General features: G+C 37.7%; 12 protein-coding genes and 1 pseudogene. 1 reads left to right on the top strand and 12 read right to left on the bottom strand.

The window, feature by feature from the left end:
* Window positions 1-148: pseudogene (locus DL92_RS21825) on the top strand (IS110 family transposase); the annotation flags it as partial.
* Between the two features lie 263 nt (window positions 149-411).
* Here DL92_RS21825 and DL92_RS0111560 read toward each other — a convergent pair.
* The 12 genes from DL92_RS0111560 to DL92_RS0111495 form a co-directional block, all read right to left on the bottom strand.
* Window positions 412-840, bottom strand: coding sequence for a hypothetical protein (locus tag DL92_RS0111560; protein ID WP_026667795.1), 429 nt, complete (start codon window positions 838-840; stop codon window positions 412-414).
* Window positions 841-891: 51 nt separating this feature from the next.
* Window positions 892-1,971: an FtsW/RodA/SpoVE family cell cycle protein gene (locus DL92_RS0111555; protein WP_074463154.1), complete on the bottom strand. Its 1,080-nt coding sequence runs from the start codon at window positions 1,969-1,971 to the stop codon at window positions 892-894.
* A 284-nt stretch (window positions 1,972-2,255) separates the two neighbouring features.
* Window positions 2,256-2,741 carry a sensor histidine kinase gene (locus tag DL92_RS19085; protein ID WP_185750350.1) on the bottom strand — a complete coding sequence of 162 codons (486 nt, stop codon included), beginning with the start codon at window positions 2,739-2,741 and terminating at the stop codon, window positions 2,256-2,258.
* 156 nt (window positions 2,742-2,897) lie between these two features.
* Window positions 2,898-3,959, bottom strand: a complete 1,062-nt coding sequence (locus DL92_RS0111540; protein ID WP_026515045.1) for a hypothetical protein — start codon at window positions 3,957-3,959, stop codon at window positions 2,898-2,900.
* Window positions 3,960-4,120: 161 nt separating this feature from the next.
* Window positions 4,121-4,513: a hypothetical protein gene (locus DL92_RS0111535; protein ID WP_155841137.1), complete on the bottom strand. Its 393-nt coding sequence runs from the start codon at window positions 4,511-4,513 to the stop codon at window positions 4,121-4,123.
* A gap of 53 nt (window positions 4,514-4,566) precedes the next feature.
* On the bottom strand, window positions 4,567-6,063 hold the full coding sequence (locus tag DL92_RS0111530) for a hypothetical protein (protein ID WP_026654062.1): 1,497 nt from the start codon (window positions 6,061-6,063) through the stop codon (window positions 4,567-4,569).
* 31 nt (window positions 6,064-6,094) lie between these two features.
* Window positions 6,095-8,002, bottom strand: coding sequence for an RsiV family protein (locus DL92_RS0111525; RefSeq protein ID WP_026667794.1), 1,908 nt, complete (start codon window positions 8,000-8,002; stop codon window positions 6,095-6,097).
* Between the two features lie 210 nt (window positions 8,003-8,212).
* Window positions 8,213-10,411, bottom strand: coding sequence for an ATP-dependent helicase (locus DL92_RS19080; RefSeq protein ID WP_242845857.1), 2,199 nt, complete (start codon window positions 10,409-10,411; stop codon window positions 8,213-8,215).
* Between the two features lie 55 nt (window positions 10,412-10,466).
* Window positions 10,467-11,555 (bottom strand): hypothetical protein, encoded by a 1,089-nt coding sequence (locus DL92_RS0111515; protein WP_026667793.1) that lies wholly within the window; start codon window positions 11,553-11,555, stop codon window positions 10,467-10,469.
* Window positions 11,556-11,773: 218 nt separating this feature from the next.
* Complete coding sequence (locus tag DL92_RS0111510; RefSeq protein WP_026667792.1) at window positions 11,774-12,802, bottom strand: glycoside hydrolase family 5 protein; 1,029 nt, start codon at window positions 12,800-12,802, stop codon at window positions 11,774-11,776.
* Window positions 12,803-13,012: 210 nt separating this feature from the next.
* Window positions 13,013-14,782 carry a hypothetical protein gene (locus DL92_RS0111500; protein WP_026667791.1) on the bottom strand — a complete coding sequence of 590 codons (1,770 nt, stop codon included), beginning with the start codon at window positions 14,780-14,782 and terminating at the stop codon, window positions 13,013-13,015.
* 5 nt (window positions 14,783-14,787) lie between these two features.
* Window positions 14,788-16,416 carry a hypothetical protein gene (locus DL92_RS0111495; protein ID WP_026667790.1) on the bottom strand — a complete coding sequence of 543 codons (1,629 nt, stop codon included), beginning with the start codon at window positions 16,414-16,416 and terminating at the stop codon, window positions 14,788-14,790.
* Window positions 16,417-16,419: the final 3 nt, after the last annotated feature.

Genomic DNA, 16,419 nt, shown 5'->3' with positions numbered 1-16,419 from the left:
TTGGGATCCGACGTTCAATGCATACCTCGCCAAAAAGCGGGCTGAAGGGAAGCATTATTATGTCGCTGTATCCCATGCGGCGAAGAAGCTCGTTAGACTGATATATCAGCTTGAGAAATCTCATCAGTCATACAACAAAGCAGCTTAACTAATTCCGTACAAATCTTCTTTCAAGAGCATCTAAAACGATGCTCTATTTGTCATGCAGTTTTCAAGGTACTGATTACGATGAATGTGTCATCGCCACTTTATTCAAAACATTTCTGTTTTAGAACATTTTTATTGACTTTCTTTAATAGTTAGTCTTCTATCTGTGTTCTTCATTTTTAAGCAGCGTAGAGTGAAATTTTCAAGCAGTTTTTCAAAGAGTTATTTACAAACCCATATTTCCGCTATTTCCTTAACCTATCGTCACTTCTCCACCGTCTCCGGCACGGTTTTTTCTGTATATTCGGAATCGTTTGTATATAATTTATCGCCTTCGCCACCTACATTGAGATTAAGATATATCTTTCCGCTATCCGTCATCACAGCCTTATATTCCACGCCATAAGTAGGGACAATGCAATCCACAACTCTGCACTTCTCGCCTGTCTTGGTTTCGGTATCCTTATAATCAACCGCTCCTATCTCAGTTCCAAACTTAAAGTAATCATCGTACACTTCATCGTCGCCGATCATCTTTTTTATCTCCGATAATTGAGACTCGGTGTAAGCTTTGTTGATGATACCAGCATTTACATATTCAGGTTCTTTTTGCGAGTATTCTCCCTGCGCCGATACGTTCATGCCCATGCCAAGTATGCCCTTTTGAACGACATTCATAGTATCACCGTCCATAACGAAACCTAAATACTCATCATCTCTTCTTGCTCCTTAAACTTAAATCATTCAGTAGCGCATCAAGTTCCTTACAGCATATCTAAAGAACCTGTCTCTTGTGCCTTTACCTTTGCAAACACTGAGTATTATTCCCACAAAGATATAAGCCATCACAATATAACTCGTTTGTGATGAAAAGAACGGCAAGAACGTATCAGTGTATGGTATCGTCCCGGTATTTTCAAATATGTTGATCACTGTATTTTCCAAAAGGACGTTAAGACACCCTGTTCCCATCAGGAAACTGAGATCGTTTTTACACCTAAAGACCGACTTGTAGCCAAATGCGATAACAGCTATAACCAGAAGTGCAATGCCGATTGCCGGTAAAAGTCCATATCGATTTGCCTGATATGCAAGCAGATAATCCAAGTCGGGCTTTGGCAAAAATTTCAAATTCTCTTTTCCCGAACTGCCGACAAGATTCACATCAAAGAAAGATTGAACCGTTGATTCGTCCAGTGAAAAGACATTGCTCATTGTTTTATGTCCCCATCTAGCAATCACTCCGGTCTTATCGACAAATACCGATGCAGCAAACACGATAACCGCAAGTGCTGCCAGAGACAAAAGAAAATTTATCTTAAACCATCTTTTCTTGATACAATACAAAAGCTGCATGATCATAGCCGACAAAAGCACAATCTCCGTCATCACGCGCGTGCTTTTATGTATGATCAAAATGGGAACGATCATCCAAAGTATTGCCTTTAGAAGCTCCAAAATCCCGCCGCGCCTGTATTTATGCAGAACCGCTCCGTAAACCGGAACATAGAGACACATAACCGCCGCAGTCAAAACTTTCACGGAGCCAAATCCGAGATACATATTTTCAGGTTGAAACCTAAGAAATACCAGAATCAGTATTATGCCTACCGCAATCTCTTTTGCCCGCTTTGCTATCAGATTATGGCCTATCATATACACCGCGATCATGACAATTATTCCAATGCCCACACTTGTATAGAAAGTACTGTTTCCGGTTAGTTTTATTGATTTATCTTTTCCCATAAACCAATGTACAATGATGCTTATAACTCCTATAAGCGCTGCTGTAATAACTACATCCCACTCAATCTTACGATGCATGTAAAAAAACTCCTCCCTGAGCTGCGCCTCCATTCGGAGCGCTTTTTATATCATAGAAAATGAATTTCCTATTGATATAAAAAGTTGTACATTATCATAATGCCGCTGTAAAGCGAATACAGGCAGGATTCACAAAACTTTCATAACATACGTTATCATTTAGTAAGCCGAAAACACTCAAAGGAGACGACATCATGAATGGCAAATCTTTTTCTTCTCCCCCTAAGGCACTCCATGATAAGAATGTTGGGACAGCTTCTTTTGACATGCCTGTTCTTTTGGTTTTATACGGCAAAAGTCGTTAATACGAAAGAAAAGACATTCCGATATAGCGTTACAGTAAACTTTGTTCCCTTACCAACTTCACTTTCTACCTCTATTTTTCCATCATGCGCATGGATTATCTGCCTTGCTATGGCAAGGCAGATTCCTACGCTGTCATAAGATGAATTCCCTGCCTTATAGAATCTTTCAAATATATGCGGAAGATGTTCTTTTCCGATTCCTTTCCCGTTATCCTCTATAACAATAGTAGTACGCAGATTATTCTGCGCGGCAGATACCTTAACAAAGCCACCTGCATCGGTATGCTCAATGGAGTTTTTGATTATATTTGAAAGAGCCTCTTTAAACCAGTGTGTATCCACTTTGAGTTCAACACCTTCAGGAATATTGCAGATGTATTCCACCTCTGCAACTTCTGCCATGATCACGATCGGCTCTGATATATCCATGATCACTTCATTCAAGTCCGCCTTTTCTTCCTTCATCTCCAAGACTCCCGCTTCCATCTGAGAAAGCGCAAGGAGATTCCTGATAAGCCATGTCATCTTATTGATCTGAGAATCAATCTTTCCGGCATATTCAAGGCGTTGTTCATCACTGTAAATACTAACCTTTTTCTCATTATCAGATTATTCTCCATATCAATCTTCATACTTTTCTATTGGAAGTACATCATCAGGCGCAAATGATGTAAGAGAATATGCATCAGGAACCACATCTTCTATAGATGTATATTTATCATCATAGTCACCCGTTTCCGGATCTTCAAAAAACGTTCTTCCGGAATATAATTCTTTTGATGTGAGCTTATTATTTTTTAAAGAATATAGTTCAACCCATTCGTCTCCCATCCAGGCTCCAGCCATAATTATTCCTTTTATGCTCGGAGATAGAAATAACTCGTCGTGATTATAGCCAAACTCACCAACATAATGAACTTTGCCGTCACTATACGTATATACCCATACACAGTGAAAGCCTAATACTATTAATTCAGGCGTTGAATCTTTGTTGATGTCATATATTGAATAAAATGCCCCGGGACAGCCACATTCCTCAACTTCCAAATAATCAATGACCTTAAGAAAATCAATATATGCTGATTTGTAATCACTATAGGTATTTTTTTCCGCATCACTTATTATAGTTCTGGCTAAACTACGTACTCCATCTACTCCATCCTTCAACAATACAGTCTTTAATTCATTCATAGAAAAATCATTTCCAAGCAATCCTTGAATAGAATCTCCATAAAACAGACATGAACGATAACTAGAGCCATTGAAACATGTTCCGCACACACAAACAGTAGTGTGAGAAGAGGAATTACCAATAATTACAATTTCTTTTTCCCCTTCTTCCCCATCGTAGGCACATTCAAAACAATCTATGTCTGTGATTTCACTGAAAAGGCAATGTGTATTTATGGTTTCATTTGTCTCATTATCTTTTATGATATCAATAAAGGTATATTTGGTTTTAACACCGTCATCTACAAAAACGTCATTATAAACGCAGATCTGTGCAAGTCCCCGCTGAGGAACAAGCTCAGCTTCGATTTCTATCAACTTTTCTTTGGAATCAGAACATAATTCGACTGCTTTATCTTCAGGTTCCGGATCTATTGAGCTTTCTTTCCCCGCTGATCCACAGCCTGTAGTAAATATAAGTAAAAGTAGCGGTATTATTATGTGTAGCCTCATCTTTCTAATCCTTTAACCAGCAAAATTTTTCCATTATCCTTTGGACTATATCATCATACCCTTTAAAACAGCGGCATTCTCCGATTTCTTATATATGGCTCGGAATAACCTTTGGAATACATCTATTACAATTTCCGAAGTACTCTGTCATATAAAAAACCTCAGAACAGAGATGAAGTGGACGTAAAATCTTGATATTTATCCCGTCTATAACTGATTTCCCCATCTATTATTTCAGATAATGTATAATTTTCGCCATCTTTAAGGAATGCAGAAAGAAAATATAAATCGCTGTTATCCCCTTTTTTGTAAAAGGTAGTCTTTACTTCATCCGCCAGAAACTTATCATAAAGAGCTGCAGATTCAGCATCGATACTCACTTCTTCTCTGCTTTTAGGACTTTTTGTGTGATCTATCACATCTGTCTCTTCTTGAGAAGCAGCCAAATCACTATTTTCTTCTATACTCACGCCATCAGATACAGTTTTTTCTTTAGCACATGCACATAGCACCAAAGTAGCAATAATTGTCGTAAATAATAACTGTTTTCTCACTAGCAACTTGTTCTCCAAATCAATAAATAACTTAAATCAGTCATGAGTATAGATTAATAAGGCGCGGAATAGTAGAACCATTTTTCTTTATCATACATCACTCGATTTTGGAAAAAATGTTCATTAGGCTCTTCTATAAAGAATCCATCTTCTGTAATATCGGTTTTTTCAGCATACCCCCACCCGGTGCTTGCCATGTAAGATGAATCATAATATGCATAAATTTTTTCTCCCTGCTTACTCAGAATTATACGAATAGAATCTTCACTATCTTTTTTCAGAACATAAAAAATACATTCATACACATTATCTAAATTAAGATCTGCATATGTTATATCCTGTATTTCCGATGGAGAATGTCCTATTTTTCTCAAAAAGTCACTAAAATGAATATCTTTATAAATCGGATCGGTTCTGTACTCGGATACTGCATTCAGAATACTGTCTTTTTCAATGATTTCCGAGTAAAAATCAGGATTATTATTCGGAAAGGTATAATTCGAATTGTCTTGAGATGGCACATATGCTGAGATAATCTCATATTTTTCTATCGGAATTACATTATCAGGCGCAAATGATGTAAGAAAATATGCATCAGGCACTACATTCCTTACAGGTGTGAAATTTGTATCATATTCTCCGGTTTCCGGATCTTCATACACAGTACTTCCGGAATATAATTCTTTTGCTGTTAGCTCATTATTATTTAAAGAAAAAAGGGTAAATTCTTCTCCTCCCATATGAGCCCAATATTGCAGTATTCCATTCCCACTTGGATATGCATATAACTCACTGTGACCGGTGTATATCTCATCAATGCACTTAACTTTGTTATCAGTATATGTATATACCCATACATGATAATCAGCTTCGCAGCCTCCATAGTGTACAATTAATTCAGGTGTCGAATCTTTGTCAATGTCATATATTGAATATGCTCCTCCCGAACAACCATATTCATCAACTCCGCACTCATCAATAACCTTAAGAAAACCAATATATGCCGCCTTGTAATCACTATACGTAACTTCTTGCGCCGCACTTATCGCCCTTTCCGCTCTTTCCGCGTTGATCTCTGTCGAATAAGATGCGCCTTTCGACAATATATTCTTTAATGTGACCATAGAAAAATCATCATCTAACGACTCATTAATAGCCGCTCCCACACTATTCCATCCGGAAAATACCTCATACTGATATTCAGACGTAGCCTCATATATTAAAACCATGTTTTCAGAATCCGAAACACCTATAACTGCAATGTCTTTTATTCCGTCATCATTAAAGTCAAAACAATCCATATCGGTAACTTTATCCAGATGGCGATATGTATTTATGGTTGCTTTGACTTCATTGTCTTTGATTATATCAATGTAGGTATAATTCTTTTTCTTGCCATGATCCATATAATCATCATTATAAACGCTGATCTTAGCATTGCCCTGATTTTGAACAAGCTCGGATTCCATTTCGATCAGTTTTTTATTTTGGGATTCACATGCAGTTGCAAGTATAAGTATAGAAAGCGGAAGTATTATTCGTAATCTCATTGTTTGTCCTTTTCAAGTAATATATTTTATGCTATTTCATTCTGGTAAGTTCCGCATGTCCGTTTAATTCTTCATAAGATACACTCACTTCATATATGCCGGCTGCATAGCTTCCCAATTCATATTGATTGAAACAGTAAGTTATATGATCGCCATAATAATATATACTTGTAGAATCAATATAAGCTGCACCATATGCCCAGTTATAAGCATCTTCTTCTGAATTCATTTCAAATATTCCGGGACATTTGCAATAATCTTCTTTGATTTTTCCGGCAATCAAATCTTTAAATTCAGACTCTGTGCCGGAATAAAAGTTTTTCAAACTTAGTTCCTCACCTGTTGAAAGATCAAACACATAAATATCATCATGCGTAAGTCCATGAGGTCCTCCACCGTACCACCAGTAGTTCATATTAAGCACAAGGAATCGTGAATTAACTATGTCGACATCGTATAATGATTCTTCTGACTCGCCCCCCAAATAATATAGTTTTTCATCAATACATTCACCATCCCAATGCACAACACAATCAAGCTCATCTTCCGAAAAAGTGTTTATAAAGTCGTCCTTTTTTTCTTTAAGCTTTTCATTGATGACTGATGCATGTTTGGAATACTCCTCATTCAATTGAAAGAGATCATAAGAATGATTCAGAATCACCGCTCCGCAAGATGGGCAATTCATCTCCGACTCAAACTTTGTTACCGTGCCATATTTATATGCGCCGACAACTTCAATGGGACAATCAATATCATCAACTATATATCCGGATTTATTATCATCATACCCACCCAGTCTGAACCACTTAAGCTCTGCATCCTTAAGATCACAGACAAACACTTTACCATTTATAATCTGGCATCGAAATGAATCATATATCGAAACCCCTGCTTTATTTTTTAAAGGATATAACTGTTTATCTTCTTCTTTTTTTAAATCGAATACATAAAGATTTTCGCCTTTACGATCTGAATGTAACAACTTATTATCTGCAACCTGCCTATATCCGATCCCAATATCATCCAAAATAAGCTTAGAATTGCCTGTACTTATATCAACAGAATAAACCTCTGTATCACTACTGTAAGTGCCGGTACAATAAACTATATCTTTATCATAATAAAGTACCTCTCTTAATCCATCGGATAAACATTCAATTGCTTCAGCAGTTCCATCCGGCAGTATTTTAATATATTCATATTCACCCGTCTGGCCGTATCTTGTAGCCATAACATACCCGGCCTCGTCAAATGCTCTCGCCGGAGAAAAACCTGCTTTTGCAATGTGATAGCCATCTGATTCTTTGTATGGTGTTTTTTCAATATAGTATTCACCAATTTTTTTTAATGCCTCAACATACTCAGATTCTCCCTGAATAAAAGAAAAATCATCCGAAACAGTAAAAACACTCTCCGTATTTTTTTCATTCCCATAAAAACCGACATACAGCTTGCCGTTGTAATAATCGATATAATCAATCTCCCCGTTATCAGTGACTTTCACCAATCTACCATTATCAGGATCAATTGCATATAAACCAACTCTATTATCGTTATCATCCAAGCCACCATAAAATCTAACATATACTATTTCATTTATATAAAGATATTGGGCTTGCAATCCATCCTTTACGGCAGAAGCCAAATTGTTCTTTTCAAGCACCTCCTGCACAGTATCGGATAAATATCTTTTTTTATTTCCGTTTTCATCTATAAGATACATAGATCCTACAGAATTATCACCGGTCTCATAATATAATAAACAATCTTTCTGCTCAGATTCCTGCTTGGTATCACCACCCGTTCCGGTTTCTTCATTCTTTGCAGAACTGTCCTGCTCTGTCGCTGCCTCTGTATCTGTCGTTTTGTCATGGCAAGATGATAAACATAATGTAAAAACAGTGAGTAAGAGTAACGGAAATATTTTTCTTTTCATTTTTTAGCCTTTCTTGCGATAGTAAATTCCCATAACCATCAGACTCTTTCCCAATATTTATATCTTGTTTTAATATCTTTTGTCATTATTCCCCAATGTTTTCCACGTCCAAAAATAGTTGTACATTATCGCATTACTGCTGTAAAGCAGATGGGCGCAGGATTCACAGAATTTTCATAACACCTGTTGTTCTATAATCAAGTGCGGTCCTCATTGTTTTATCCTCATCCCGGTAGTAAATGCAAAGGGATATACAAATTTCCTTTCTATTCCATTATCGAATTTTACGGTGAACTTGGTCGGCACTTCATCGTCATCCCAAGAAACATCTGTTATAATGCCTTCTCCGTATTTTGTCTGAATTATCTGTTCTCCGATGATAAGATTGTCCGGAACATTTACACCGGATGTAACCGGAACAGATTTCTTTTTTAGAAGCGGAGTCGGTTTTAACAAAACGTTTTCTACCTTTTTCGCATTTGCATGCGTTTTTGCCATATCCTTCTTTTTCTTGGGTGAAAGCTCGCCTGTAAATACAGATGGTGCATCATCGTATTTAAGTATTGTCAGATTATCTTTTGCCCTGGTGATGCCCACATAAAAAATTCGGCGCTCCTCTTCGTAATCGCGCTTCTCTTGTGGTGTTGCGCTCTTAAAGTTCTTGATCATCTTGCCGGGAAATACGCCATTTATCACGTCCATCAGAACAACATTATCATATTCAAGCCCCTTGCTGGAGTGGATGGTCGAAAGAATAAGTTTTGCCGTATAGTCTTCTCTCTTTTCCGTCAGTATCTTGCGAAGCAGGTCGAGCCTTTCAAGGAAACCGGGAATGGTCTTTTCTTTTTTTGCCAGCATCTTTAATATAAAGAGCTTATTTGTGGCAATGTTGTTATCTTTCAGATAATCACCATATCCCATATATTTATCAATACGATTAAGCGCTTTGACCGGAGGCTCCATAGCCAAGTTTCTAAAATGTGTTCTGAGAGACCTTACATTCCCGAGGACTCTCCCGTTTAGATCAATACTCTCTGCGGCATCCAAAATACCGATGTGCTTTCTGTCTGCTATATAGATCATTTTCTCTGCATCAGGTTTACGAAGATATGTTTGGAACTTGAAGTAAATATTCATAAAAAACGCAGGATCCGACGGATTTAACGCAAATTTCAGTATATTGGCAATATCAACCACTACTCTGTTTGAGAAAAAAGACATATCAGTGCTTTTTATTCTATAAGAAAAATCTTCTCTCTCGAGAAGATCAATAAGCGGAATAACACTTTCATTATCTCTATAGAGAATCGCAAGCCCTGAATCACTTGCCCCGGCCATTTCAAAAAGATATTTATATTGCGATTCTCTGCTCTTTAATGTTACATAATTTACTTCTGAAGAAGCTTCTCTTTCTGCGCACATATGCTTATTGTGGCGGTTAAAGTTCTTTTGTATAAAAAGATCTGCCGTCTCAACAATCTTGGCATTTGATCTGTAGTTTTTATTCATTACGAGAACTCTTGCACCTCTATGGTCTTTTTCAAAATTAAGAAGTGCATCGGGGTATGCGGCTCTAAAACCGTAAATACTCTGGTCTTCATCTCCCACCATGAAAAGATTACCGTTTTCTCCGGCAAGAAGTGAAATTATCATATGCTGGCTTTTTGAAGTATCCTGTGCTTCATCTACACATATGTATTTGTATCTGTTCTTGAAAAAAGAAAGCATCTCCGAAGAACTTTTGAGCATTCTATAGGCATAGATCATCTGATCGTCATAATCCATCAAACTTCTTGCTTTTAATTCTGCATTGTAACGATCGTATATTTTAAAGAGGTCTAGTCCTTCGTCTTCTCCGCGCTTTTTTATCTCTTCTTCCGTAAGAAGCATGTTCTTACAATATGTTATAAGAGTGCGAACGTTCTTTATATCGCTTTCTGTAGGATACTCTTCCATTACTTCGGTATATATGTCAGTAAGGATTTTTCCGGATAACTTATCGTCCGTTATAAGATCAAAAGGCTTTTTGCCGATACGTCTTCCATATTCTCTTATTATCTCGTAGCAGATTCCATTAATTGTCCTAAATTCAAGTAAATTAGAGGAAGCTCTTCCAAATACAGATTCAAATCGTCTTGCCATATCCTTTGTTGCGGCAACGGTATAGGTAAGAGTGAGTATATTTTCAGGTCGTATTCCTTTTACATAGAGCATATATCCGAGACGATTTATAAGGACCGTTGTCTTGCCGCTTCCCGGAACTGCAAGAAGCAGAACGAAGCCCTCAACCGCTCTTACAGCTGCAATCTGCTCATTATTAAGTTTTTGTCCGTATTTATCAATAAATTCCTTGTCTGTCATTATTTCCTTTTCGCTTACCATTTCCTCAGATACCATCGAGCCTATCATCTTCAATATCAGCTAAGCTCGCGCCTGCTTCCTTCGCGCCGGTGTGCAGATGTATTTAATCTTCTCCCCAAATCTCTACAAACTTGTCAAAATGCGGAAGTCTGAGCTTCATATATCCTCTTATTTCGTCGCTGACAAGATGTTTGTTTATCAATCTGCTCCTATAAACCGAATACGAAGCTGCATTCGTCATAAGTTTTTTAATATCTTCAGCTTTACCGTCTTTGGTCTTACATATGCATCTGACAACTTCTTTTTCACCGTTACTCAAAGATTTCCAAACCAGATCATATGAATCTCTAAACATTATCCTTTCAAATTCGGGAATGATATCATTTAGTGTCTCATTCTTCTGTTTACCGAAATAAAGAGACCCAAGTACCTGATATGCATAAGCATATCCTTTGGTTTCCTCTTCGATTTTTTTTGCTTCCACAGCATCTATTTTCAACAGTTTCTGATACATGGCCGTAATATCATATTTGTTTAATCCCTTTATCTCAAGTTCATCTGCTCTCTTGAAAAAAGTAAGGTTTTTTTCTGATGAAAACTCCTCAATATTTTCAGCCAAACCTGTTACCAGCAAATAAATATGCATTCCTTCAAGTATCATCGAACCTATCATCGATAAAAGTCTGATCATTTCTGACGTCTTGGAAATATCATCTACTCCAACCAAAACATTATATTTTTTCTTATTTGCTTCTGCTACCATCTTAGTAAGCATCGCTTCATCAGAATAAAAATGCTCATTATCGGAAACCTTTTTCCCGACACTTACCTCGCCTTTACCTGAAGCCACATAAACATTTCCACTCGCCGAAACCGAAGAACTTACCTCAGTTACCCTACTCTTGGAATCTATAAAGTTCTCCATACTGAGTTTGGATATAAGAGTCTTAACAGCATCTCCTGCAGCAGAAAGAGAATATACCAGCCACTTCTTATCAGCTTTAAGCGCACGTATAACATTCCCGTATTCTACCGATTTGCCGGATCCCCTTATACCGGTTATCTTATAAACATATTTCGAGGACTCCTCGCTTGTAAAACTATTGATGATCTCATCAGCTATACATGTATCAATATAAGCCGCTCCTGCAATTCCCGGTGTTCTGGTAAACGGATCAACTCGCTTTTCCATCTTTCCTCCACTTTTATCCTTGTACTTCGTATTTTATCTTTTGTTATTATTATACTATATTTTTTATCTTTCGTTATTATTTAATATATTTTTTATCTTTCGTTATTATTTATTATATTTTGTTATCTTCACATGCTCTCACTTAAATATCAACTCCATATATCATATAAAATAAAGGGGACAAAAAATTTCTTTTTTGCCCCTAAATCTCAAAATTATTAAAGCAGTTTGATAAGCTTATCAACAACGCCTTTCATGCGCTCATCGGAAATTCCAAAATCCATCTCTTTGTAGCTCCATGCCGCGCGTCCGATTCCGTATTTATCAAAACAGCTGCATATGTCCTTATACCATTTAAGCGCATCCTCCGGAGTTGCCTTATCTATAACTCCGTATTCTCCGCAGTAGAGCTGAACATTTCTTTCCTCCGCGATCTTAACGGCCTCTGCAAGATAATCATCAAAGAACTTCGCACTTATCAGCTCCTGCTTGTCATATGATGACATATCACCTGTTATGTGATCAAGCTCTCTGTCGTTATTCTCAATATATGTGCCATATGTTGAATCATAAGGCATCCTGAAATCGTCATTCATTTTCTCGATCCAGTGCGCACCCTGATGTGTAAAAATAAGTGGCTCGTAGCAATGGAAATTATAAACAATATTCTCATCATAAGGAGCCGCAAGGTCTTTGAGCGCCTCGATACTGTTGTTGTAATATCCGCCTACAAGGATTTTTACCTTCGGTGCGATCTTTCTTATTCTTCTGATGCATTCATAAGAAATATCGTTCCATTTTTCGCAATACTCTTTTTTGGTAACTTCGTTAAGAAGCTCAAAAGCAAGCATATCTGCGTTCTTACCAAATCTCTGCGCAAATTGCTCCCAGAGCTTATAGAATCTGTCCTGATATTTTACATTGTCAAAAAAGCCTGATTCATTCTCACCGTCATCAAAGCTGTAACCAAATGTCTTATGAAGATCAAGAACCACGTTAAGTCCAAGCTTCTTGCAAGTTTCGATGGCTCTTTGTATATATGCGAAACCGTCCTCTATATAGTTTCCGGCTTCATCCTCAACAAGTTCATAGTCAACGGGAATTCTGATGTGATCGAGTCCCCATGACTTTATTACCTTAAAATCATCTTCCGTAATGAAATTATCATATCTTTCCTTAGTGTGATTGCACTGTGAAAGCCATCCCCCAAGGTTAATTCCATGCATATAGCCTTTGAATTTTTTCATTTTGTAACCTCCACCATGTTTTTGTTACCCCAATTTTTGACTCTTGTATATAATACCATAGCTATGTGGTTCTAAGGAATACCGCTCATTACATAACGCCAATTATCTTTTCTGCCAGCATCAGTCCTGCGATTGTGCCGTTTACTTTAATCTTGTTTGACATACACATATCAACTGCTTCCACTTATCCATGTTGTCCCTCCTCACCTTCTACTTTTCTTTCTCCACAAAAGGTATAACTTTAAGCTTATGATACCTGTAGCTATCCAAAGATTCTTCATATTTAGAAGCAATGCTATCATCTTCAAAAGAATAGAAATCATCTTCCGAATAGTTTCCTGTGTAAACCTCCTGTCCATCTTTATAGTAAGTTCTATTACCGTTGTCCCAGTAAACGCCTTCTATGAGTTCCATTTCTCCTTTGGAGTATTTATAGAACATCATATCTCCACTGAATGCACTGTTCGAACCTTCATTTGCTATCACGCCGTCGCCACAGAGAAAATACCGATTTCTACACCAACCTTTAAAGACATGCAGAAGTTTTCCATCCCGAATAGTGAATAAGTCATAAATCTGATCGTCATTATCACAGGACCAAGGCTCACCGTTTTCCAAAGTATCCGGACTATTGGTTCCCAGAATAAGCTCATCAACTCCGTCGCCGTCAATATCGGTTTGCAAATATCCCGCCGTAATACCGCAATTATCTTTTATGTAATAATATAATTCATACGAAAGCCCATGTTTCTCAACGTAATCATAAAGGGAATCCCAAGATTCCTCTGAAAACTCTGGCTTTGTTTTACAAATCTCTGTCTTTAGTCTGCAAATAAGATCATCGTACACGCCATAATCAACATCCGCTGTTTCCTGAGTTTCTTCATCAAGAAGGTCTTTATTATCAAGTTTAGTCCAACTTACTCTCTCCCCGTTCTTGATTTCCTCTGTAAGCCCCGCTTCCTTTTCTTTTGCCGCTATCAATCCATCAAACTCGTCAACAGTGCACAACTTAAGCCCTTTTTGGTCAAAAAACTCTCTGAAACGGCGTGCTGCCTCAAACGCATTCGAACTGCCAATATCTGCAGAAACATCATGTTCACACCACTTAAAGCTCTTAACATAATAATGTGTAAAACAATGTCCGGTCATAATACCACAATATATGTCATCAGCCTTATTTTCCGGAGTATCATTCAGATCGGCCCAATAAATCTTATACCCATCGGCATGAATTGTACCCTTGGGTAAAAATCCATATTTCTTATCCGGATCATCCTTTTTCAGATCATCTTTTTTCGTCTCATCCTTCTTTTCTGTAATATCCAACGTTTCACCGTCATAAACAAAAGGGTAATCCTCTGTGCCTACCATTAATTCAGAAGAAATATACTGATTATTTCCGGAAGCATCAATGTACTCCCTTCTTTTTTCGTGCAAATAATCATCAGTACTTTCGATATACCCATACTCATTAACATCAAAGTGCCCTGCATACTCAGAACTGCATTTAATATTATTTCCGTATACCGTCTTTAAGTGTCCGTCAATTTCCTTAATTACCAAGCACTCTTTAAACCATCTTGTCCCCAGCATATTTACTTCAAGCGCAAGTTCTTCATTGCCGTCTTTTCCGCAATCGACATATGCATATTCAGTCCATTCAAGTGTCACATAAAAATCGTCAACAGCATTACAAGAATCGCGGACAGCCCTAACAACTTCCGATAATGTCAGCTCCTTGCCTTCCGCATTTTTCAAAGAAAAGACTTTTCCTACATCACCGCTGCAATCCATAAGGACTTTTTCTTCGTTTCCAAGAAATCTCTTATATATGTCTGCGTGTTCTTTTTCCTCTGCTGCCTCTATGTCGTTTGCAGCCGTCTCCGCTGAATCCATGGTCTGTTGCGCCTTTTCTCCGGAGCACGCTGTCATGGTCAAAAGACATAACGCCAACGGAATTATTCTGCCTAATCTCATTTTGTCTAATTCTCTTTCTCAATAATAGGTATATAATCAATCTTTTGATACTTGTACTTGGCAAAATCACGAAAATCAAAAGAGTACATTCCCACGACTGAATCATCCACTTCAGATTCCTTTGAGCCGTCGGTGTAATACATGTGTTCCGTCAACTCACTGTCGAGACACGTATAAAGGCCTTCTATCAGTTCCAATTCTCCTTCATGATACTTGTAAAAAGACCATACTGTTTCAGATGCAGAACTTGCACCCTCATTTGCTATCGCACCGTTCTCACACAGATAATAGCGACTTCTTTCCGCGCCGGAAAAAACATGGGTAAGTTTGCCACCTCTGATAGCAAACATATCATAAATAACACAGTCAAACGGAGATGAATAATACTCATTGTCGTCGTTTCTGCAACTTCCAAAAAACAATTCGTCAATTCCATCACCATCTATATCTTTTATGAAATATCCAACCGTAACATCATCGTCAGCAAGTTCCCAACTCAAAACGTATGAAAGCCCCGTCAGCTCCGGTGTTAGTCCGTTATAATTGTCATCTTCTATGTTTTTCTTTAAGCGGCTAATCAATGCATCATATGCCAAATAATCTCCATCTTCCGATATCGATCTGATATTCATAGAAAAAGAACTGCAATCAAACTTGTTCCAATTCAATAAATGCCCGTTCTTGATTTCATCTGTAAGACCGCTTTCCTTCTCTTTTGCCTCCAATATCTTCACGTAGTCCTTACGGCTGTATAACTTAAGTCCAAGTGATTCCGTATACTCAATTATTCCGCGACTGTCTTTGAAGATAGTATGATTAGCCGCATCTTCCGAAGCGTTGAAAACATAAGGTGAGCTCTTTAAATATTTAGGAAAATTAATATGTCCGACCAGATTTCCGCAACAAATATCATCCATTTCATTACTCTTAGTATTGTTTAAGTCCGCGCTGTCAAAAACATATCTGTCAGGATAAATCTCAGTTTTTGCAAAAGAAAAATAATCCTGCTCATTCTCTCTTTCTGCAGACCTTCTGATCAAATTTCCGTACGGAAACCTGTCGCTATCTGTCTTCTCAGTGGCAATATAGTGGTAGTTTCCCATCCCGTCCACATATTCCTTACATACACTCTCACAGTAAGGGCTATCCTTGCTTTCAATATATCCATACTCATTAATGCATATTTTCTTTTCAAAATATTCCAAATTGGAATATACCGTTTTAAGCTTTCCGCCTATTTCCTCAATGATCACATATATTTCCCGCTCAAAATCTCCCCGGACGCCCACTCTCAAAGCTATTTCATCGTTGCCATCTTTCCCACAGTCAAGATATGCATATTCAACTTCCCCGAGGCTTACGGCTGACTCATCCACAGTATAGTAGCAATTAACGATGTTATTGATAACCTCTGACAAAACGAGTTCTTGCCCTGCATACCTCTTAAAAGAAAAGAGCTCTTCCGCGTCGCCGCTGCAATCTATAAGGACTTTTTCTTCGTTTTTAAGCAGCCTGTCATATATGGCTGCGTGTGATTCAGCTTCCGTCGCCTTAACCTGTTTTGTATTTATACCGAAACATTCCGCCACTGTTAAAAGACATAACAATGACGGAAGTATATTTTTTATCCACATATT

Source organism: Butyrivibrio sp. AE2005, from assembly GCF_000686965.1.
In the GTDB taxonomy this organism is placed as follows: domain Bacteria; phylum Bacillota; class Clostridia; order Lachnospirales; family Lachnospiraceae; genus Butyrivibrio; species Butyrivibrio hungatei_A.
This window is presented reverse-complemented; position numbering and strand designations above follow the sequence as displayed.